General features: G+C 39.5%; 18 protein-coding genes. 17 read left to right on the top strand and 1 reads right to left on the bottom strand.

Annotation, left to right across the window (positions count from 1 at the left end; genetic code table 11):
• Position 1 precedes the first annotated feature (1 nt).
• The 17 genes from ORH16_RS16270 (at position 2) to lepB (ORH16_RS16195) (ending at position 19,322) form a co-directional block, all read left to right on the top strand.
• A complete protein-coding gene (locus ORH16_RS16270) occupies positions 2-385 on the top strand; it encodes an LPXTG cell wall anchor domain-containing protein (protein ID WP_265459934.1) in 384 nt (127 codons plus the stop codon).
• Positions 382-1,134, top strand: a complete 753-nt coding sequence (locus tag ORH16_RS16265; protein ID WP_265459933.1) for a WxL domain-containing protein — start codon at positions 382-384, stop codon at positions 1,132-1,134. The genes ORH16_RS16270 and ORH16_RS16265 overlap by 4 nt, the downstream gene beginning before the upstream one ends.
• A gap of 30 nt (positions 1,135-1,164) precedes the next feature.
• Positions 1,165-1,959 (top strand): WxL domain-containing protein, encoded by a 795-nt coding sequence (locus ORH16_RS16260; protein ID WP_265459932.1) that lies wholly within the window; start codon positions 1,165-1,167, stop codon positions 1,957-1,959.
• A 90-nt stretch (positions 1,960-2,049) separates the two neighbouring features.
• Positions 2,050-3,153 carry a DUF916 and DUF3324 domain-containing protein gene (locus tag ORH16_RS16255; RefSeq protein WP_265459930.1) on the top strand — a complete coding sequence of 368 codons (1,104 nt, stop codon included), beginning with the start codon at positions 2,050-2,052 and terminating at the stop codon, positions 3,151-3,153.
• A gap of 21 nt (positions 3,154-3,174) precedes the next feature.
• Positions 3,175-3,840 carry a hypothetical protein gene (locus tag ORH16_RS16250; RefSeq protein ID WP_265459929.1) on the top strand — a complete coding sequence of 222 codons (666 nt, stop codon included), beginning with the start codon at positions 3,175-3,177 and terminating at the stop codon, positions 3,838-3,840.
• Between the two features lie 13 nt (positions 3,841-3,853).
• Positions 3,854-4,597 carry a signal peptidase I gene (lepB, locus tag ORH16_RS16245; RefSeq protein ID WP_265459928.1) on the top strand — a complete coding sequence of 248 codons (744 nt, stop codon included), beginning with the start codon at positions 3,854-3,856 and terminating at the stop codon, positions 4,595-4,597.
• Between the two features lie 20 nt (positions 4,598-4,617).
• Positions 4,618-7,218, top strand: a complete 2,601-nt coding sequence (locus ORH16_RS16240; RefSeq protein ID WP_265459927.1) for a YfhO family protein — start codon at positions 4,618-4,620, stop codon at positions 7,216-7,218.
• Between the two features lie 260 nt (positions 7,219-7,478).
• Positions 7,479-7,715: a DUF960 family protein gene (locus tag ORH16_RS18980; protein ID WP_416207875.1), complete on the top strand. Its 237-nt coding sequence runs from the start codon at positions 7,479-7,481 to the stop codon at positions 7,713-7,715.
• A 17-nt stretch (positions 7,716-7,732) separates the two neighbouring features.
• Positions 7,733-8,206 carry a JAB domain-containing protein gene (locus ORH16_RS16235; protein ID WP_265459926.1) on the top strand — a complete coding sequence of 158 codons (474 nt, stop codon included), beginning with the start codon at positions 7,733-7,735 and terminating at the stop codon, positions 8,204-8,206.
• Between the two features lie 1,230 nt (positions 8,207-9,436).
• Entirely contained in the window at positions 9,437-10,165 is a 729-nt protein-coding gene (locus ORH16_RS16230) for a winged helix-turn-helix domain-containing protein (RefSeq protein WP_265459925.1), read from the top strand.
• Between the two features lie 400 nt (positions 10,166-10,565).
• Complete coding sequence (locus ORH16_RS16225) at positions 10,566-14,501, top strand: isopeptide-forming domain-containing fimbrial protein (RefSeq protein WP_265459924.1); 3,936 nt, start codon at positions 10,566-10,568, stop codon at positions 14,499-14,501.
• Positions 14,502-14,520: 19 nt separating this feature from the next.
• Positions 14,521-14,904 carry an LPXTG cell wall anchor domain-containing protein gene (locus ORH16_RS16220; protein ID WP_265459923.1) on the top strand — a complete coding sequence of 128 codons (384 nt, stop codon included), beginning with the start codon at positions 14,521-14,523 and terminating at the stop codon, positions 14,902-14,904.
• Positions 14,894-15,700, top strand: coding sequence for a WxL domain-containing protein (locus ORH16_RS16215; protein WP_265459922.1), 807 nt, complete (start codon positions 14,894-14,896; stop codon positions 15,698-15,700). Before ORH16_RS16220 ends, ORH16_RS16215 begins: the two co-directional genes overlap by 11 nt.
• 25 nt (positions 15,701-15,725) lie before the next feature.
• On the top strand, positions 15,726-16,541 hold the full coding sequence (locus tag ORH16_RS16210) for a WxL domain-containing protein (RefSeq protein ID WP_265459921.1): 816 nt from the start codon (positions 15,726-15,728) through the stop codon (positions 16,539-16,541).
• Between the two features lie 205 nt (positions 16,542-16,746).
• The gene (locus tag ORH16_RS16205; RefSeq protein WP_265459919.1) at positions 16,747-17,850 is read left to right on the top strand and encodes a DUF916 and DUF3324 domain-containing protein; all 1,104 of its coding nucleotides are present in this window, start codon (positions 16,747-16,749) and stop codon (positions 17,848-17,850) included.
• 18 nt (positions 17,851-17,868) lie between these two features.
• Positions 17,869-18,534: a hypothetical protein gene (locus ORH16_RS16200; RefSeq protein ID WP_265459918.1), complete on the top strand. Its 666-nt coding sequence runs from the start codon at positions 17,869-17,871 to the stop codon at positions 18,532-18,534.
• An 11-nt stretch (positions 18,535-18,545) separates the two neighbouring features.
• Positions 18,546-19,322 (top strand): signal peptidase I, encoded by a 777-nt coding sequence (lepB, locus tag ORH16_RS16195; RefSeq protein WP_265459917.1) that lies wholly within the window; start codon positions 18,546-18,548, stop codon positions 19,320-19,322.
• A 214-nt stretch (positions 19,323-19,536) separates the two neighbouring features.
• On the opposite strand, the gene acnA is transcribed toward lepB (ORH16_RS16195), so the two are convergent.
• Entirely contained in the window at positions 19,537-22,209 is a 2,673-nt protein-coding gene (gene acnA / locus ORH16_RS16190) for an aconitate hydratase AcnA (RefSeq protein WP_265459916.1), read from the bottom strand.
• Positions 22,210-22,282 lie beyond the last annotated feature (73 nt).

Below are 22,282 nucleotides of genomic sequence, written 5' to 3'. Positions count from 1 at the left end.
AATGCAAGGTAAGAATCGAGTCCTCAAGCTACAATTCCTTGTTGCTATTTTCTCATTTTTTTTGATGGGAATCTCACTGACCGCTCCAGTTTTTGCTGCAAGTAATATGGGGCAGGTTGAACAATCTCAACGGGTCACTTCAAAAGGGACAATTACTTTTGAGGAAATCACCACGACTACCTCGTCCACTATTGATTCTATGTCAAGTTCTTCGTCTACCGTGATGAGTAGTAGTACACAACTGCCAAATACCGGAGATGGAAAGTTGCCACAAACGAATGAGTTGGTGACTCGAAGTCTAGTGATAGCTGGAGTAGGATTGCTTATTATTGGTTTCTTCTTTATTCTTTGGAAACGACGAAAGAAGGGAGAGAACCAGCCATGAAAATGAGATGGATTCTTGCAACTAGTATTTTATTGATAGCAATGCCACTAAACACTTTGGCTGCTAGTCAAACAGGTGGTGGGGAAATCACGTTTACAGAAGGACCACAAGCAATTCATGATCCAGAAAGCCCTGAAACAATCGTTATCCCAGAGGATGGTATGCTAGAAAATACAGGACCCTTAAGGCTAGATTACGTTCCGACATTACAATTTCGAGTGCAACAGATACTGGCCATAGATGAAACTTATAGTCCTCAAGCCGTTAATTTTATCGGCGATACAAGTGCACGGGCGCAGTTTGTTCAAGTGACAGATGTGCGTGGAACGGGTAGCGGATGGACGCTGAGCGTTTGTCAGGAGGAACAATTCAAAACTAGCGACGGCGAGACTTTAGATGGTGCTGAGCTTTCATTTGGAGCCTCATGGCCTAATTCTACGGTAACTGACCGTTCGCAAGAACCGACTATATTTCAGGATGTCATTCGGATGACGGTTGGAGAGACGCAAACAATTGCGACAGCCAGTCCAACACAAGGGGCTGGAACGTGGAGTATTTCCTTTGGGAATTCCACAAATAATTTGGCCCCAATTATGGATGCAGACGGAGCCCCAGTAGTACATGAAACATTGGGTAAACCGTTGTATCAAAACAGTGCCATACAATTGTCAGTACCTGGACGAGCAGAAAAGGTTGCTGGCAAGACTTATCAAACGGAGCTAACTTGGATTTTATCCGAGTTGCCATAATAAAAAAGGGAAAAATTAGGAGGAAATGTAATGAAACGATCACACAAAATTGCTGGAGCAGCACTATTAGCAACTGTTGCAGTCGGTGCAGTCTTATCTGCACAAACGAATGCTGAAACATCTATGCCAGGAAAGGGAAAAGTAGAATTTACAGCTGGATCACAAACGACGAATCCAACCAATCGCCCACCAGACGATACTAGCGGCCCAGAAATTTCCGAACCAACTCAAAATGAGGATTTGTCAAAACGTCGGATTATTTCTGTAACTGATTTAGATTTCCAAGTGCACGAAGCATTGGAAACAGAAACTGCTTATGATGCAACAGTATATAATACTGTGGAAACTGAAAGTGGGGAACCAATTTCTATGCCGCACTTTGTTCGTTTCCAAGATGTTCGAACAGACGTACCTGTCAATAATTTTGCAGTCACAGCACAAATTACAGATCAATTTGCAAATGGAACGGCAGTATTAACAGGAGCAGAGATTGAGTATAAAAATGCCCGCTTAACTACCTCTTATGCGGAATATGTAAATAATATTCCAACTAATGCTGTGCCAACAGCAGCTTCCACGAAAGTAGGAGCTGGCGAACAAGCCCTAATGGTAAATTGGGCTGGGGATGAAAGTGATATCAAACTAGGATTTGGTACATTTGAGCTTACCTTCGGTGAACTACCGGTAGCTGATCCGGAGACTAATCCAAATCCGGTCTATGATTCTGTAACCTTACACCGTTTACCAGGATCACCTGTACGTGAAGGTGTTTATAATGCAGTTGTGACGTGGACTATTGGGGATTATGTAGATACTACTGCCTAAGTAACTTAGCAACAATAGAATACATGAAGCATGGTGTGACAAGAAATCCAAAATTAAGGATTTCTTGTCCACTTTTTAAGGAGAACAGCTATGCGAAGAAAAAGGTTTTTAGTGTGTTTACTACTGTACATAATTTTTGGTTGGACTTTTGCGACACCAGTTTACGCCACTAGTGAGAGCAGCAATGAGGCTACGATTGAACAACAAGAAGGTGGATTTTCCTTCGAAGTCATTCGTCCAGAAAATCAACGCAATCTCAGTGTTGGCTACTTTGATCTCACGATGGAACCCGGACAACACCAAGTAGTACAAATTAATCTAACGAACGATTCATCAGAGCCAATCTCAATATCAGTAGGAATTTATGGTGGAAAGACCAATAGTAGCGGTGTAATTGAATATTCTGATATTGATATCGACAACGATGCATCCTTGGTCTACGATTTTGCAGATATTGTTACTGCTCCTGATGATGTTGAAATACCCGCTAATTCAACTGTCCCATTAAATATTGAGATCAATATGCCTGATGGATCCTTTGATGGATTTATTGCCGGTGGAATTCGCTTGGAAGAAGTTACTGCAGAAGGAACGGCATCTGAAGGGCAACAAGGAATGATTTTAAACAAATTTGCTTATATGACAGGAATGCTTTTGAGTGTCGGGCAAACTGAAGGAATCACAGAAAATATGCAATACAACGAGACGTACGCAGGTTTAGACAATTACCAGAATGCTATTTTTGTCAATTATTCTAATACCGCACCGATTTTTGTTAATGGAATGGCAACAGAGGTTCAAATCATGTCAGATACTTCTGATGAAGTTTTATATGATGCACGGAAAACCAATATGCGAATGGCACCTAACTCGATGATTACGTTTCCTGTCTCCTTAAATGGGCAAGAAATGGTTTCAGGGGATTACCGAGCCCATATTGTTGTGACAACTGAGGCTGGCGGTCGGTGGGAATGGACTGAACCATTTACAATTACCGAAGAGCAAGCCAGTGAGTATAACGAATCTGATTTGTCGCTTGTCCAAGAGTCCGGAATTAATTGGCGTTTGATTACATTGATTGTTTTGGGAATAATGGTTCTATTCCTACTGGTTTGGTTCTTAATTCGTATGTTACGAAAGAAGAAACATATCAAGTTGTCAAAAAAGAAACGAATACGAAAGAAAAAAAAATAAAAGAATTGAGGAGGCAGACGTTTGGAATTTTTAGATTGGCTCGTTATTGGATTACTTTCCCTTGCCGTGTTGTGTCTGTTATTTGCAATCGTTTGCTTGGTCAATTGGTATATTAAGTCAAAACAATTGCAGGTGCATCGAAAACAACGACCTCCAAAAAAGAAACCATTGGTAAAACGTTGGCGAAGAACTATGCATGGTATAAATCAACAAAAGAGAATATTTCGCAAAAGATTTTTTATCTTACTTCTTTTGGGAAGTCTGCTTATACCGCTCTCTTTTTATGTTCGCTATTATCAAGCAACCACACTTTCAAGTGGGAACTCTGATGCCTTAGTTCAAGGCTACGCCCTAACTCAAGAAATCGAACGAGATTTAAAGGATGTATCAACAACGGATAATCCCGAACAGTTGCAAGCGACGATTTATGATGTTGCTGCTCGATTAGCTAGTTATGGAACGGAGACACCGGATCCCAGATTATCTCAAGAAGGTAAACTTTTAATGAAGGATTTGTTTGAGAGAATGAAGCGCCTTGGGATTAATCTGTCGGGAATTTCTATCGAACAGATGCAAGATCCGGATCAAAATGGCAGTTATTTATCTGATGTGGAGCGGCTGAAATCCTCACAACAAAAAGTGTTTGAGTATTTCCGCATTGATGAATCCACCTTGTCAGCTTCTTAGGAGGCGCCTGATTATGAAGAGGTCGAAAAGAAGAAAGAGACCAGTCAAGTATATCAAAAAAGATGTTCGAACCTCACGAACACATAAAGCGTCTCGTTTATTACAATTAGAGAAAAAAAGTCAAAAGCAAGTTGCTAGTTTACAAAAAGGAAGCAATCGAAAGAAGCAGAAACAAGAAAAGCGAATTAAGATTAAAAAAATCCAAAAGAGACAACGGATTGTCATGGATATATTACTCACTAATGTAATTGTGCTGGTGATTCTCATGACCGTTTTTGTTGTTTTTTTTCGTGTTGAAACAAATGACGGATATGGGATGAGTCCTTTAATCCAAGCAAATGACAAGGTGATTATAAGCAAATATAGCAATATTGAGAGATTCTCTGTTGTATCCTTTCAAGTGCCGAATCGTCAGAATCAGTCTTTAATACGCCGTATTATCGGGCTTCCCGGTGAAGAAATACGCTACCTTGATGATGAGCTATGGGTGGATGGTCGACAAATTACAGAACGATTTCTAATCGAACAATTGCAACAAGCCTACCAAGACGGCTTTCAAGTCACCGAAGATTTTACCATGCGGGAATTGCCCGGGGAGTATCACACGAGAATTCCCGATGGCTTTTATTTGGTCTTAGGGGACAATCGATCCTTTAGCGTGGATAGTCGTGCGTTTGGTCTCGTTGCCGCAACGGATATTACCGGAGTTGTGGAGATGGTAGTCTACCCATGGCAACGATTTGGTGGGATTGAATAATGTGACTGTAGGAGGATTTTATGAAAAAAGTGTCGCAGTATCTAAAAAAAGAAGGCCTGAGTTTTCTCTTATCTTTTCTGATTCCGATTGGCATCATGGTCATCGTGTATAACCTCTTAAGTATCTATCCTGGCAGTCAACGGACCGTGATGGCGAGTGATTCGTTTTCTCAATACTCCGTTTTCCATGCCTTTTTTAATCAGATGATTAAAGAGGGCGACTCCGTCCTCTTTAATTGGTCGGGCTCGTTGGGGTTAAACAACTGGTCCTTTATGAGTTATTATCTTAGTGGCATTTTTACCCCGCTGGTCTTGTTCTTTCAAAATAATCAGATACCAGATTTTCTGTATTTCTATACACTCTTAAAATTTGGTTTAATGGGGCTCAGCTTTTCCGTATACTGTCGTTATAATTTTAGGCTAGGTACATCAATTCGGGTGGGACTGTCGGTTGCCTATGCGCTGATGTCTTTTATGGTGGCGACATCTGAAATTATCATGTGGTTTGACGCGCTGATTTACCTGCCACTGATTATTTGGGGGATTCATCGGCTGGTTCAAAGGAAAAAGCCTGTCCTGCTGTTTGTCAGCTATGTGTTGATGTTTCTTTCCAATTTTTATATGGCCTTTATGGTGGGCTTGTTTAGCTTTTTGTATTTCGTTGCCTATAGTGCCATTGATTTCAAACAGCGGAAGTCAGCGATTCTCCCTTACTTGGGAACCGCCTTTGCGGCAGGGGGCACCGCCATGCCGCTTTTATTGCCGGTCTTGTTGGATTTGACCCAAAATGGGGAGTCCTTCACTCCCATTACCAATCTGATAACGGATAGTACAGGACCGTTAGATCTCCTATTGAAAAATTTTGTCGGGGTCTATGATACGACCAAGTTTGGCTCAATCCCCTTTCTTTCGATTGGGTTGGTCGCCCTTATTTTTGGCCTCTTTTTCTTCATTACTAAGAAAATTTCTCGGAACATGAAGCTTGCCTTCGGGTGTTTTTTAGGAATTATTCTCCTGAGTTTCTATTTGGAACCGCTGAATCTGCTCTGGCAAGGGATGCATGCACCGAATATGTTCTTGTTCCGCTTTAGCTTTGTCTTTTCCTTTCTATTGATCAATCTGGCGGCCTATGCCTTAGAAGTTGTTTCAAAGGAGGACTGGGAAATACTGAGCGGAATCATCATTGTGCTAGTGATCTTGTTCACGGGTGTCAAGTTGTGGATGGATCGCCAAGAGGAGAGTTACATCTATGGGGACAATTATCTCTGGACGATTGGCTTTTTACTGGTCTATTTCGAGCTTATTGTCGTGGGGCACAAATTCCGATGGCAGAAAATCGGCTGGCTCCTTTTGACATTGGTGATGATTGGCGAGGCTGGGATTAATACGTTTGGGATTATCCGTGGTGTAGCGATTGAATGGAATTATGCCACCGGAGAATTGTATACCAAGACTTATGCCCCCACATCTGAATTAGTGGCTCTAGCAAAGGCAGAGAACCAAGATTTTTTCCGGATGGAGAATGTCACCGCGAGTACGCCAAATGATTCCTTTTTATACGGCTACCATGGTGTCTCAATGTTTTCGTCGATTCGCAATCGACACTCGTCGGCGTATCTGGACAGTTTGGGTTTTCGATCTCATGATACCAACTTAAATATTCGCTATATCAACAACACCATTTTGATGGATAGTATTTTAGGGATTCAGTATAACTTGTCCCATCAACCTTTGTCGAAGTTTGGTTATCAAGAAATTGAGCGGGAAGGCGATTTGGGACTGTATGAAAATGAGTATGTCCTGCCCTTAGGGATTTTAACAGATGATGGCATTTACCAAGACAATACGGTAGAAAATCAATCCCAGCTGTTTAATCAGTTGGCTGGGACAAATCAATCTCTTTTTGATTTTGAAGCAGTGGAGCTAGTGGACAGTCAAAATGTCACCATTAGCGAAGAAACCGTGAACACTACGACGTTACAAGCATTGGAGCCGGATGACATTGACGAGCCGATTGAACTGACCTATCGTGCAGAGATTCCAGCAGGGAAACAAGCCTATTTCTCTGCCTATTTTTCCGATCGTATTGCCATTGGAAATCCGTATTTGACGTTAAAGTTGGACGAGGCGCAATTTAATTCCTCTTTGATGGATGGGCAATACTACAATCTTGGCAGCTATTCTGAAGCTGAAACAATTGAGTTTACGATTGAAATTAGTAACTTGATGTATGAGGGGGAAGAACAAGAATTTGAATGGGTCAAACCCGATATGGTTTTAATTGATCACGAGCGCTTTGTATCCAGCTATGAACAGATGGCTGAAAAGGGAGTGGAGTTAGCGGTTGAGGGGAGCCACGTCACGGGGAGCGTAGCGGTGGACCATGACCAAGTCTTGTTTACTACGATTCCTTATGACAAAGGCTGGACAGCCTATATCAACGGTGAGAAAGTGGTGATTCCTTTATTTAAGGAAGCCTTTTTGACCCTCCCGTTGAGTGCCGGCAAGAATCAGATTGAGCTGGTGTTCTTTCCCCAAGGCTTAAAAGTAGGCTTTGGACTTGCGGCAGTATCGTTGATTGGCTTTGTAGGAACGGTATCGGTACGTCGGAAAAAAAGATAACGGTTACACATCTCATAGAAAAAAGCAGCACTATCTTGCACAAACATATTCTGAGTAACTAGTCTATGATTTGTTTGTATCCATTCAAATTTTAAATATATATTATAACCATGAAGACCAATCATCCTAACCGGTGATTGGTCCATTTTTGTGCTCAAAATGAAAGGAGGAAAATCATGTTTGAGAGGAAAGAAAATCGATACATGACCAAAGGAGTGGCTGGTGCGGTTCCCCAATCGCTACAACGCTACCTGTGACAATTGATTGATACCAAAGAGGAAAAGGGAGATATCTCGTTAGACTACTTACAAATTTTTGAGTTCAATCCAGACCAACAAAGGCAGTCCATAGAAGTCATTCACCACCAAGAAGAACCCTTTGTCATTTCGCATCATCAATACCCCTTAACTACAGAGCTGGCTCATTTTCACGTAAAAAAGGTCTGGGTGATAGACGATGGCAGTTATCAAACGATGTTGTTACCAGATGAATATTAAGTAGAGGAGGAAACTAAATGCGTCAAACAGACAGCTACATTCCACAAAAAAGAGTCGCCATTGTTCACTTGGAGATAGTCAAAGAATCGTCCATTTTGTATGCCGAACGGGTTGTCGATAGCCCGCACGCACTGTATCAATTATTTGCGCCGTTTATTCAGAAAAAAGATCGGGAACACCTTATTGTCGCCGGCTTAAATGCACGCAGGAAACCCACATTTATCCATTTGGCACATATTGGTGGACTAAATCAAAGTCTGGCAATCCCGCGGGATATCTTGAAACCAGCTTTGTTGTCCAACAGTATTTCTGTTGTGGTCGGACACAATCACCCCAGTTCAATTTCTGAACATAAGCTAGTTGAACTTTCTTTAGCAGATATTGATATTGTCAAAAATGGTTCACTAACGGTGTACCCTTTTCCATTCAAGTTATTGCGGGAATATATCAGCAACGAAAGTCGCAAATTAAGAGTTGGGAAAGGCAATTAGCTAGGTGTGGTATTGATGGATGAACTAGAGGAGATGGTCTGAAAAGAAGTTTTGATTATTCTAAGTCTATCATTGAAAGAGTTACTCTATATGTAAGCATCGTAAAGGAAAAGGATTGTAAAATCCTTTTATTAACCGTCAAGCTAATATTTATTTGTGAAATAACTCGACTTGCTGTTTCTTTAAGAGGAAATGGACTAGTTCATTTTTGAAGTAAATAATATAATCAAAAAACAATTCTGAAAATCAGTTTAAAATACTGATCTTCAGAATTGTTTTTTATATTTATGATGAAAAATATCGGTTTTTAGTGATTAAATTTCTTATAACTATATATTATGCGAAATAATAGGTATTATCCGTCATATATTTCGTAATAATTAAATTTTAAATGTAATTAATTCCAATGTCAATCCTATTTCAAATAAAATATTATGAAATATGATTAAAAAAATGAGGTTTTAAAAAAATGAGGTTTTTTTGTGATTTTAAACTTTTCATTTTTATCAAATATTTAAAGAAAAATTTGCCGATAAAAAGCTTAGTTAACAGTGTTTCTTGTTTCAAATTATGCTGAGAGAATTATCCGCCGTCATTAAAACAGTCAATTCTTTGATATTTTAATTTGCTCTCAAAAAAATATTTCTTAGATGCGAAGATTTTTAGGAATAAATGAGTAGTGATGGCGGAAATGTCGGTGAAACAAAGTGAAAATAGCTAGAATAATGAGATAGCAATATAGCGAGCGAAGCAATTTGTTGTTGTTTCCTAATGTACACAAAATATAGATGGTTGAAATCTAGGAATTAATTGAGGAAGGCTTTCAAGAAAAAAGGAGGGTTATGTGTAGGATTTTTTTTTAATAGGTAGATAAAAATATTATTGAAATATATTTATACAAATATCATTATGGCTGAAAGTTATAGATAGAACAATAATAATGATTTTTTTCAGTTTGTTAAAAATAGAAAAATGGCACATTCCTTTTGGCCGTCTTACAGACCGTCAAAAGACGGTTTTACCCTGATAGTAAAGCTAATAAATAATAGGTTCGCATAATATATAGTTATAGGAAGTTAAAGCACTTTCTTAATTTTTCGAAGGATTGACAATCAAATGTGTCACATTATCCTAATTGGCTTTAAAGCAAGCACAAAAGTTTAATTAGATTTTCCTATATGAACTCATTTTAAAACCTAGCTGTGAAATAAATAAATAGAGGTGATTATTATGAAACAGGTTCTGTTTTTAACAAAAAACATCTATATGGATAGAGAATGGCAATCTAGAATTCAACAATTAGGCTATGAAGTTTTTTGTTCAAATCAATTGTTGGAGCGAATACTTTGTAATCGTGACACAAGCATGTTCAGGTTGTTCAAAACAGTTGTTCTAAGTGAAAGCATTGCTAATGATGAGGCAGAAAAAATTAGTGAACTAGCGGAATCCAACAAAGTTCGTTTGTTTCGGATTGATGAACAAGTGGATTTTGAAACGAACCATGAAGAAGCAAATCAATTGGATGAGATTAAACTTTTGCATTCGAGTATGACACTGACAGAATTACGAGAAACTTTGATGGATACTCGTGCAGTTAAAATTTTTGCGACGGTGTTTCCTAAAGGTAGTGAAGAGGCTAACATGGCTGAAATTCCAATTCATTTAGTAGCTTCGTTTATGTCAACGATGTCCAAAAAAGAAAAAGAACTTTTTAATATCTTGTTAGAGAACAACGGAGAGTTTGTCAGCCGTGTGGAGTTAAGTGATGCAATTTGGGGGCAGGGGGTCTCAAATTCTTCTTTAGCACAGCTATCACAAATTATTGGTCGTTTAAAGAAAAAAATGGTTAAGGCAGGTTTAGATGAAAATCTAATTGAGACTCATTGGAACAAAGGATATGCGCTGCAAGAAAAAATGTGTGCCAGTATTCCTACATATTTAGCGGAGAAAGTAACGTAATTAATTTATTCTATCGTGTCAGGAAGTTAAACATTAGAACAAGAAATAAGTTTAAGTAGCTTTGTGAATATACCAGCATTATACCTGCAGTATGTTGTCAATCTTTCAAAGGCATTACTTGCTGCCTATATTCTTAAAAAGCCTGAAGGAATATAAGGCTTGCGTTAATTATCAGCGGAAAAGGAAAAATTTCTTTTGAGTAGTAGGTCGGTTACCTAACTAGCATTGGATTGACAATTTTTAGGAGTTGAAATTTAAAGGAGGTGGTGTTTTGTTGGTGAAAAGAACCTTAAAAAAGGTTCTTTGTCTTCCTGCCTTAGACTACAGGGAGTGACTAATTTGTCAATGTGTCTATTCCTACCTAGTACACAAAAAGGGACAAGAAAGGGGTTGATAAAAAATGAAATTTGGGAAAAAGCAATACAGATTTAGTGTGTTGCTGCTAGCCGTAATGATTACCATGCTAATTTCGGTTTTAGGAAAAGAACTTGCAAATACTGAGGTAACTAGAGCTGAGTCTTCTAATTATCAATTGGAGTTGTCCAACACTGCAGAATCTGAAGGTGGACTAGCACTTACGATTGTTATTGCTAATCCAAGTGATGAAACCTTGGTACTAGATACAACTGGATTGGTAATCGGTGAAGAAGATGGTGATGAATTGGCTGCAGGAAGCAATCAAGCAATTGATGTGACGGTTGATGTTGAAAAACAGCAACTAACCATTAAAACTCAGGCAGCGGATGAATCATTGAGAATTGAAAGCAGCATGAAGAAAGAAAAGGCAACTGAAGGAGTCGAGCAAGGTAAAGTTTCCCTAAGCATTGATGGGACTTCTGTTGCTGAACAAGATTTTCAATTATATCAACAAGCAGAAATATTAACTTATGAAGAGTTGGAAATTCCAACAATTCAAACTGCTACAACAAGAAATGCACGAGCTATTGGGACACAGGTTATTACACCAGTAGCAACTTGGGCAGAGTTTGCGGCAGCTATTTCTGATGCAACAACAACAGTGATCCAATTAACTGCAGATATTGCGAATCCTACGCCAACAGTCGATCCATACGTGGCAACACTATCCAAAAACTTAGAAATCATCGGAGTAGACGATACAGGTCAACCAGCTAATCGAGTGATTAATTTTGGTAATTCATACAGAACGGCTGGTGCAGGGATTGTATTGAGCAGTGGTATCACAACTGCAACTTCCCTTAGTCTTACAAATGTTGAGTTCAGAGGGATGGGAGATCGGACTGCAGATAATAGACTGGGAAATGCGCTACTTTATTCAGCTGAAACTAACGGACTTTGGTCGGTTAATTTTGAGAATTTTGTTTATAACAAGGGCCTGGGAAATACAAAGCGTATCATGTATGCTCCAACAGCTACTGCAACCTTTAGAGGGCAAAATAACCTGATTGCTAGTGACTATGGAACCGCACCAAATAATGCTTCTGGACAAACGTCTGTTGGAACAGACTGGCAACGGATGTTTGAAGTTAAGTCTTTTGTTCTGACTGATGCTGCTCATCTTCAAGTGGATTTAGTGGACATGCTTTATTATTCAACATTTAGTGGAACTGACCGAACAAACGGAGCTCAATTCAGAGTTGAACAAGGATCCACGTTGGAAGGAAGTAATCAAATTACGCCTCTGATAGCTGTTGAGGGATCCTACTTTAATTTTTACACGGGAGTAGATGATGGTTCAGCACCTAGTACTGTTAAATTGAGCGGAACGACAAGGTATCGCGACCGTTACGGCGGCCTCATATGCGTAGAGGGTCCAAACGCCCATTACTCCGTGGCAAATGGTTCTTTATTGGACTTGGATGGCCGCTGGTCACCAGTTACAGTAATGATGAGTGACTACGGGATATTTGATGTAGACGAAGCATCTACATTTAATGCTTCTGTTCAATCTGACAATGGTTACACTTTGGGGGGCACAATCCGCTTCAGATTAGAAGGTCACATGACCTTTAATATCAAGAATAACTCCGTTCTTAGAGTAGAAAAAGAAGATATCAACGCTAGTGGTGCTGCAGCGACGGCTAATCGTGGAGCGGCTATTCGTATGTATGGCGGCGATAATGTGGTGAATGTTTCTGGACAATCACGGGTCTACGTCCAAAGTAATTCCAATGAATATGCAATTGAGTATGATACAAGCCGTTCGATGAGAAATGCTTTCAACCTAGTGGATGCCCGCAGTATGGTTGACATCGACTCATATCGTTCTGGAGGTATTATCTCAGATTATGCAGTGAATATCATAGCTGAATCTGGAACAGAATTTCAGGTTGCTTCTAGCGGGTCAGGTTACACTTTTAATTATGGAACCAATAGCACGCTAGAGTTTGATAACATGCTTTATTACGATTTCCGAAATAACAATCATACGAGGGTATTCAATGGTACGGGAGTGATGCGCTCCGTCAATTCGGATATGAGTGTCTGGAGGATTGGTAACTCCGTCAACTTAGATGGGGACCCAGCGCAAGCTTTTACTTTAGGCGATGTGGGGTTTAGCAGCTCTGCTCAATTTAATACTGTAGCTGCGAGTTTCGCAATGGAGTTGCTCCCAGGACTAGTTGGAACTAGTTTCGCATCCACAACAGAAATGTATAATTTTTTCAATGTAACGGCAAATCGGATGCAAAACTATGCCCGAGTAAGTGGGAATAATGCCTACCCAATTGTCGATGAGCTGCGAGTTTCAACAGATGCTGACAAATATATCTATGGACACGTTTCAATTCCTGAAGGGGTAGAAGGTATTCGCGATGCTTGGACGGATGAAGTAACAGTTGAGGTCAGAGTAACAAAACCTGACAGCACAAGTTATGTTCTTACAGGGGTAACTTCTGCGAATGTTTCTGTCTATGGTGAAACAGCCCGTAACGGTATGTTCACGATTGAGAATATTGTAAATGGTAACACTGAGTTTATAGAAGCGGGCTCCGAAATAGAAGTTTTAAGGGCTTGGCGTGGAACTGGCGATCCTGATAGTGGTCAAGTGCACGTTGGGACACCAGCTATTGATGAACGTTGGGTACAAACTCCAATTACAGCGGTTGATGTGACACCTCCAACCATACCAACACCAACCATAACTGACGATCAAGTCACCAATGCTTCTAGAACATTAAGTGGAAGTGATGCTGAGCCTGGGGCAACTGGTTATATCGGTGTTAAAAGTGCTACAGCCGGTGATGCAGACGAGCCAATTTTCCTTCCTGAGACCTTCACAGTTCAGTCGGATGGAACTTGGTCAGTGACAGTTAGTGATTATTTTGTTGCTGGAGAAAAAGTTTCAATTTTCTTCAATGATAATGCAGGCGAGGCGAGCACGGTTGTAAGCCCACCAAGTACCAATAACACTACAGGGAATATTAATCCGTATCAAACGATAAGTTATCATGATGCAACCTTTACCGGTGTTACAGAGTATGTCGTAGAGGATATTATGCCGGATATCGCTGTTGACAAAACAGTTGTTTCAAGTAGTACAGATGGTACAACATCGGTTGGAGATAGGCTGACATATACAATTGTAGTGTCAAATAGTCGTAGTGATGGTGTGACGTCTACCCTGAATGATGTAACTGCAACTGATGTGTTACCAGATTTTCTAACACTTGATGAAAGCTCAATCACGGGAAATATCAATGGGACAACTCTTGAATCAACAGACTATTCTTTTGAAAATGGAACTTTGACTTTTACAGCAGGAACATTGCTTTCACAAGAAACAGCAACGATTAGTTTTACTGCAGTTGTAGAAAGTGATGCTTATAATACAACGATCACTAATACGGTAAATGCTGAAGGAAAAACTATTCCTGGAGATTCTTTAACGGCTTCCGACTCTGTAGTAAATCCTGGAGGTGTGGTCTTAGGAACAGTTGAAATTGTCAGAGCACCGTCAGAAATTAACTTTGGACCAATTGAATATCGTGCTCAAAATATTCGTGTAAATGAAGCGAAGATTATTGGAGATGACCTTGAAGTTAGTGATACTCGAGGAGCAAGTGGTCAAACCGCTTGGGAAATCAAAGCCACTGTTGAAAAGCCTATGACTTTAGAGGGTGGGTCACATGTTTTAGCAAATGCCTTACATTATCAATATGGGAATAGTGACTTAACTTTGTTAGAAGATGAGTCAACGACAGTCTATCAAAAGAGTAGTGGTGGTAGTCAAAATATTAGCTCTGCTTGGAGCGCAGATGGAGATGGGCTAAAACTAGATATCCAAGCCATCGATGCCAGCCGACTAGGAGACTATCAAGGTACTATCCTATGGACATTAGAAGTATCTCCACCGTAAAAACAGAATGGAGGAAGAAATGAGAAAAAAAATTAAATCAATCATCGTTTTCTCTGTTCTGCTTTTGGTAACGTTCATTGTTTTTCCGACTAGCGGCATAGCACAAGGCGGAACAGTAAATGGTGGTGAGGTTTCTACCAAAGGGAAAATTACTTTTTATGAGGAGTCAGAAAGTAGTGACTCTTCACAAGCCTCTTCATCTTCCAGTGATAGTGAAAGTAGCTCATCAAGTAGTACTGAGGAATCAACTACTTCCAGTTCACTTCCAAGTACAGGAGGGAAATTACCGCAAACTGGAGAAATTGTGAGAAATGTTAGTGCAGTTGCTGGCGGAGTTCTGTTACTGATTGTTGCGATACTTTTCTATAGAAAAAGAAAGAAGGAGGAAAATCATGAAAGCTAAACGATTTCTTTCCTCATTTCTACTTATATTGACAGCAGCCAGTTTAACACTAGTCGTAAATCAAGGTGAAGTTTCTGCATCTAGCCTTGATCAAGGCGGATCTGTAACAGTGACCGGTAGAGGAACAACTGATCCAGTTGATCCAGAAACACCCGGTGAAGAAGTCGATCCAGGTGAAGATAACTCTACAACAGGCGCTTTGCGCTTTGACTTTGTTTCTTCGCTAGACTTTGGAGATGCAAAAATTACCGATAGTAATCGGATATTTTATGTACGGGGACAGCTTTTTCATAGTGATACTCCAGCAAGAGGTAGCTACATTCAGATTACTGACGAACGAGAAAACGCAGATGGATGGACCTTACAAGTCAAACAAAACTATCAATTTAGAAATGATGTTGTACAAGAAAGCTCAGAGCAAGAATTAACAGGGGCTGTTCTTTCCTTTGACAAAGGTTGGGCGAACGCAATAAATACCAGTAAAATGCCAACTGTTACAAGGGATACCATCAATATTAGTAATATTAATAACTCTTATGAGGTTGCTAGAGCTGCTTCCGGCAATGGCTATGGGACATGGACCATTGAGTTTGGGGCATCTGGAAGCAACCAAAATGATCAGGGGAACACCTTAACACCATTAGTTGATGAAACTGGCGCTCCCATTATAGATGAGCTTTATCAAAAGCAAGCTTATCAAAATAGTGCTATTTCATTAACGATACCGGATGCTACAAAAATTTATCCGGTGCAATACGAAACGGAGTTAACTTGGCTTTTAGCTGAGTTACCATAATTAAAAAAACTAGGAGGAAATAAAAATGAAAAAAAGAAGTTTATGTGCAACAACCTTAATTGCTGCTTTGGGATTAAGTTTAGTGGGTGCTACAACAGCGGCAGCATCAACAGGAGTTGTTGGAAACTCTGTTGTATCATCAGGTTCAGTTGAAGTAACTCAAGGGGAAGCCGGCGGTGGCGGTGATACTAAAGACCCGGAAAATCCAACAACACCTATTACACCGGATCCAGGAGAAGTAACAACACCTACAGAAACTGGAACTTTAATTATTCAAGCAGTTTCTAATCTCTATTTTGATGGAATCACAACTGGTACAGATGCAGTAACTACTTATGCAAGAGCAAATACATCAACTGATGCTAATGGTCCAATCAGCCGTGGTGCTTATGTACAATGGACAGATATTCGTAATGATCAACGGGGTTATACTTTAACGGCAGCTCTGACTACACAATTTACTAAAGTTGGTGGAACTGAAACGCTACAAGGTGCAACAATCAGTTACAATAACGGAATTATGAACTCTTCTTACGATGTAGGAATCTGGCCAGAAGCTGGCATGCTTTCTAGCTTTACTTTAGATGAAAGTGGTGATTCTGCGACTGTTGTTGATACAGGAACAGTTGCAGCAGATGCCTTAACAGGTAAAGGTGAGTACTTTGTAGAATATGGACAAAGTGCTGATTGGGTTGCGGATGATCACCTAGGAGCTAACAAAGGGGTTACTGATAGTGCAGATACCTCAGTTTCATTATTTGTACCTAGAAATACTGTTGGGTTAATGACTACTGGTGACTATGCAGCAGAAGTAACTTGGACAATTGCTGTTCAACCTTAATTATCAATGAACTAAAAAAGATCTAGAGCTGATGTGGGTATCCCCATCAGCTCTTATTTTCAGATGGTATCTACAATGATTTATACATATTACAACAATCTATATAGACCAAGTGAAAACTCTTCAACGGAACATACAGTTTGTTCCAAAGAGAAAGAAGTAAATATTACTACACAATTTATATAGTTGGATGGAGTGAATAAGCGTGAAAGTAAAAAAAAATTACATAGTATCTTTAGTTTTGTTAATTTTGAGTGTTGTTATAGGTACTGCAACTTCAGCAGAGGCGAGCACCTCAGATAATAGTGCAGGAGGAGCAGCGTGCTTTACTTACAATGTCAATTTCCCTGAAAATCAGATGGGAGATGCAGGCTATTTTAATTTGCAGATGAGTCCTAGTCAGCAGCAAACTGTGTCTATTTCATTAATCAATCCGAGTGAAGAAGACATTGTAGTTGAGATAGGCATAAATGGTGCCAAAACAAATCAAAATGGTGTGCTAGAGTACGGTGAAACGACTATTGAAAATGATGCTTCTTTGAAATTTGATTTCGCCGATATCGTGACTGGTCCCAATACAGTCGAGATTCCAGCTGGGGAGTCCCGCGATTTAGAGCTCAACATTCAAATGCCTGAGACTACTTACGATGGCATCATCTTAGGCGGTATTCGCCTGCAAAAACAAGATAGTGATGAAGAAGCGGAAGAAGTCAGCGGTTCAGTTGTTAAAAATAAGTTTGCCTATGCAATCGCCATGATTCTTCAAGAAACAGATACTGCCGTGGCAGCTGATTTACAATTCAATCAAGTCTATCCAGGAACGGCAAATTATCGGAATACGATTTTTATTAATTATTCCAACACACAGGCGACTATTTTGAATGATATGTCGACAGAGGTGCAAATTACTAACCAAGGGGAAAGTACTGTCCTTTATGAAACGAAAAAAACTCAAATGCGGATGGCACCAAATACTCAAATAGATTTTCCGATTAGTATGAATGGTGAACAGATGGTGGCAGGAAATTATACAGCAACTATTTTAGTGACGGCGGGAGATCAACGCTGGGAGTGGTCAGAGGATTTTGAGATTACCCAAGAACAAGCAGATGAGTTTAACGAACGGGACATTGGTTTAGTACAGGAAAAAGGAATTGACTGGAAATTAATTGCTCTAATTGTCGCTGGCTTTATTGCAGTTGTAGTTTTTTTGATTGTGGTCATTCAAGTAATCAAAAAAAATAAGAAGAAGCGGGAAAAGGCTGAACGATTGAAAAGAAGAAAACTGAAAAAACAGCATAATGCTTAAAGGAAAAGGTGGGAGTAGATGACAGTTTTAGAATGGGTCTTTATTGGCTGTCTGGCAAGTGCTATTCTCTTTCTGATTTTTGCTATCTTCTTCTTTATTCGTTATTTTCAGACAAAGAAAAAGATTAAAAGATTGCCGAAGAAAAAAGTACGGAATAAAAAGAAACGAAAAAGATTTGCTATTCAAAAAATGCAATTGGAAAAAAGAAAAAAGCGCAACATAAGGAGTGTTGCAATACTTCTTATATTGACTCTTATAGCTGGTGGCGGAGCTGGTTATGTAAATTATTATCAAGCCATGAATTTGTCAGTGGATGATGCCGACTCCATTGTAAAATCCTATTATTTAATTCGAGATTTTGAAGATCAAATTCAACTGGCTAAAGACCAACAGGACGAGCAGGATAAACTACAAAAAAATATTCGTTATTTGTCCACTTCGATGGCTAGCTATGGTACTTTGAAGGCGAGTGAATTGAATACTACTGAGGGGCAGATAGCTTTAAATCGCTATTATAATGCGATTAAGGAGCTAGGCGTGAATGGCAGTGCCAACTATACCCTATTTTATGGCAACACAGAACTATCGGATGAATATTTACAGGACATTGAAAAAGTAAAAAGTTATGAAAAACAAGTTTTTGATTTTTACAATGTTGATGAAGCTGCTCTTCTTGAGGAATAAAGGTGTTTTCCATGAGAAAAACAACTAATCGACAGAAAAGACATATTAAAAGAAATAAACAAAAGCCAGTTTTAAACTCAGCCTCGACAAAGCAAAGTAGTGAAAAAAAAGTAGCAAAAAAGAAAAATACTAGAATAAGTGATAATCCTACATTAAAAAAAAGGGGAAAACAACTTAAGAAGAACAATTCACTAGCAATAAAAAAGAAAAAAGCAATTTTGTCAAAAAAAAGCCGATTTAAATATAAAAAGAGAAGAAGGAAAAGATTGCTGAAAGAGATTTTTGGTGCCATATTGTTAGCAGCTGTGCTAGCATCACTGATTGCTTCAGCTTTCGTATCCCTAAAAGAGGTTCAAGGGTATGGAATGTCACCTACTTTGCGCAATGACGAATTGGTTTTACTTCAAAAAAATTTTGATATAAAACGTTTTGATATTGTGGCATTTAAAAGAGGGGAGGCCATTCAAGTTAGACGAGTAATCGGCTTGCCCGGTGAAAAGATAACCTACCGTGAAGACACTCTATATGTAAATGATCAGGCAATAGATGAAAAATTTATTGTGTCTGAAATAAATGAAAGTCAGAGCAATGGTCATCAATTTACTGAGGACTTTTCGCTCATGGAAATTATTTCCCAACAAGCAGTGCCGATGGATCAATATTTGCTCCTTGGTGATAATCGTCCATACGCTACAGATAGTCGTTATTATGGCTTAATCAATACTGAACAAATCATTGGCAAAGTCACAGCAAGATTACTTCCTTTGGAAACGCTAGAATTGTTTTAAAAAGCAATCTGCTACTATTATATATAAATCACCATCTAACTACTTATTTCTTACAAAGCATCTTTAGTCATCCATATATACTACGTTTGCAGCAGTTTGGTAATTCTGAAGAGCTATAAACAAAAAACAACCCCATTAACATTTAGGAATCTTCCGAAAGATTTCCTGAACGTTAATGGGGTTGTTTTTTGAAGTTGATGTTAGAAAGGAAGGGCTATTGGACCTTCCCCCGCAAGACCATCGGCAAAATGCCATTATTTCGATAATAATCGATTTCGGTATCTGATTCAAAGCGAGCAGTAACTTCAAATTCTTTGATGTTGCCTGAGTCATCTGTTGCTCGAACTGTGATAAGAGCATTTGGTTGAATAGTATCATCAATTGAAAAGTCAAAGGATTCTTCGCCAGTTAATCCTAAGCTATCGGCATCTTCACCTGTTAAAAACTGTAGTGGTAAAACGCCCATCATTAAGAGATTTGAACGGTGAATTCGTTCGAAACTCTTGGCAATCACGGAATTGACACCTAAAAGACGAACGCCTTTGGCTGCCCAGTCTCTAGATGAGCCCATGCCATAGTCCTCTCCTGCAAGGATTAATAAGCCAGTTTGATCCTTTAAATATTTTTCGCTGGCATCGTAAATCGGCATAATTTCATTTGTTGGCAGATAGTTGGTAAAGCCGCCTTCTTTGCCATCGGCCAGTTGATTTCGTAGACGAATATTATTTAAGGTTCCTCTGACCATCACTTCATGATTGCCTCGGCGGCTACCGTAAGAATTGAAAGCCCGTGGATCTACGCCATGCTTCGTTAAGTATTTACCAGCAGGTGAGTTTATTGGAATAGCTCCAACTGGTGACAGATGGTCGGTGGTAATCGAATCCCCTAATTTTGCTAAAACACGCTGATTTTTTAATTGTGTAATAGGATGAACCTGTTCTTCAAAATTATCAAAATATGGCGGGTTGGCAATATAAGTCGAGTGCTCATCCCATTCATAGGTAGTTGAAGGAGTGACTTCGATTTCATTCCAATGCTGATTAGAGGTAAAGACAGAACTATATTCTTCTTTATATAAATCAGTTTTTACATATTGGGCAACTAATTTTTCAACTTCTTCGTTTGAAGGCATGATATCTTTTAGATAAACTGGAGCTCCGGCATCGTCATAGCCAATTGGTTCCCGTGTTAAGTCGACTTTGACATTTCCAGCTAAGGCGTAGGCAATGACCAAGTGAGGGGCAGCTAAGTAACCTGCCTTGACGTCAGCATGAATGCGGCCTTCAAAATTCCGATTGCCGCTTAAAACTGCTGAAACGACTAAGTTATTGTCTTGAATCGTCTTGCTGATTGCGGGATCTAACGGACCAGAATTGCCGACACAAGTCATACAGCCGTAGCCGATAACATCAAAGCCTAATTGGTCAAGGTAAGGTAATAGACCAGCATCTTCGAAATAACGCGTCGCCACTTTTGAACCAGGCGACAGAGAAGTTTTCACATAGCGTTTGACCTTTAGCCCTTTTTCAACAGCATTTTTTGCTAGCAAGCCAGCGCTTAACATGATAAATGGATTGCTTGTGTTGGTACAACTTGTAATTGAAGCAATCACTACAGCGCCGGTTTCAATAGTTTCTTCTTCTCCGTCAGCGTAGTGGATTACTGCTTTTTTATTTTCTTCTTCAGGCTGCAAACCATAACCGCTATTGCCATTTGGTAGGCTTAGGGAATCGATAAAACCTTGTTTGACTTTTGAAAGAGGAACCAGGTCCTGTGGTCTTTTTGGTCCAGCTAAACTTGGTTCGATAGCAGCTAAGTCTAATTCAATGACGTCTGTATAGTCAGCTTCTTTGGTAGCGTCATAGAAGAATAGATTTTCCTTTACATAGGCTTCGATAATTTCTTGTTGGTCTTGGCTGCGACCACTGAAGGCTAAATAATTTAAGGTTTCTTGGTCAATGGGGAAAAATCCGCAGGTAGCACCGTATTCTGGCGCCATATTAGCGACAACAGAGCGGTCGGATACCGTTAGATTAGCTAAGCCTTCACCAAAGTATTCGACAAATTTGCCGACAACATTTTTCTCCCGTAATACTTTAGTCAAAGTTAAGGCAAGGTCTGTTGCTGTTGCACCATTTTGCAATTTTCCAACTAGGCGAACGCCAATGACATCTGGTGTGCTCAGGTAGCATGGTTGTCCTAACATGCCGGCTTCCGCTTCAATGCCGCCAACGCCCCAGCCTAATACGCCTAAAGCATTAATCATCGTCGTATGAGAATCGGTGCCGACTAAAGTATCTGGGAAAAGTAAAGTTTCATTGCCGACCGTTCTTTCTGTAACAACGTCTGCTAAATATTCAAGATTGACCTGATGTACGATGCCAGTTGCTGGAGGGACGACCCGAAAGTTATCAAAGGATTGTTCCGCCCATTTGAAAAAGCGGTAGCGTTCCATGTTGCGCTTGAACTCGAGTTCTTCATTTTTTTGAAAAGCCGCTGTTGAGCCAGCAAAATCTACTTGAACGGAATGATCAATCACCAAATCAACTAGAATATCAGGATTAATTACCTTTGGATCCTTGCCCAAGTCCTTCACAGCTTTTCTTAATGAGGCTAAATCGACAATAGCAGCGCCACCAGTTAAATCCTGTAAAATAACACGACCTGGTTTAAATGGGATTTCTACCTTATGTGTATCTGGTAAATTCCAGTGTAGTAATTGCTGCAGGACCAATTCGCCTTCTGCTGTTTCCTGACGTAGAATATTTTCAATTAAGATTCTGATTGAATAAGGTAGTCGGGAAAGCTCTACCTGATTTTTTGCAGCTAATTCTCTAAGGCTAAAATAACTATATTCTTGATTATTAATCATCATTTTCTTTTGCATGTGGGTGCCTCCAAATAAGTAAGTATTGTGTTAAAGTTGAAATACTTTATGATAAAGGGTAATAAGACTGAAA

This window comes from Enterococcus sp. HY326 (genome assembly GCF_026157065.1).
Taxonomy (GTDB): Bacteria; Bacillota; Bacilli; order Lactobacillales; family Enterococcaceae; genus HY326.
This window is presented reverse-complemented; position numbering and strand designations above follow the sequence as displayed.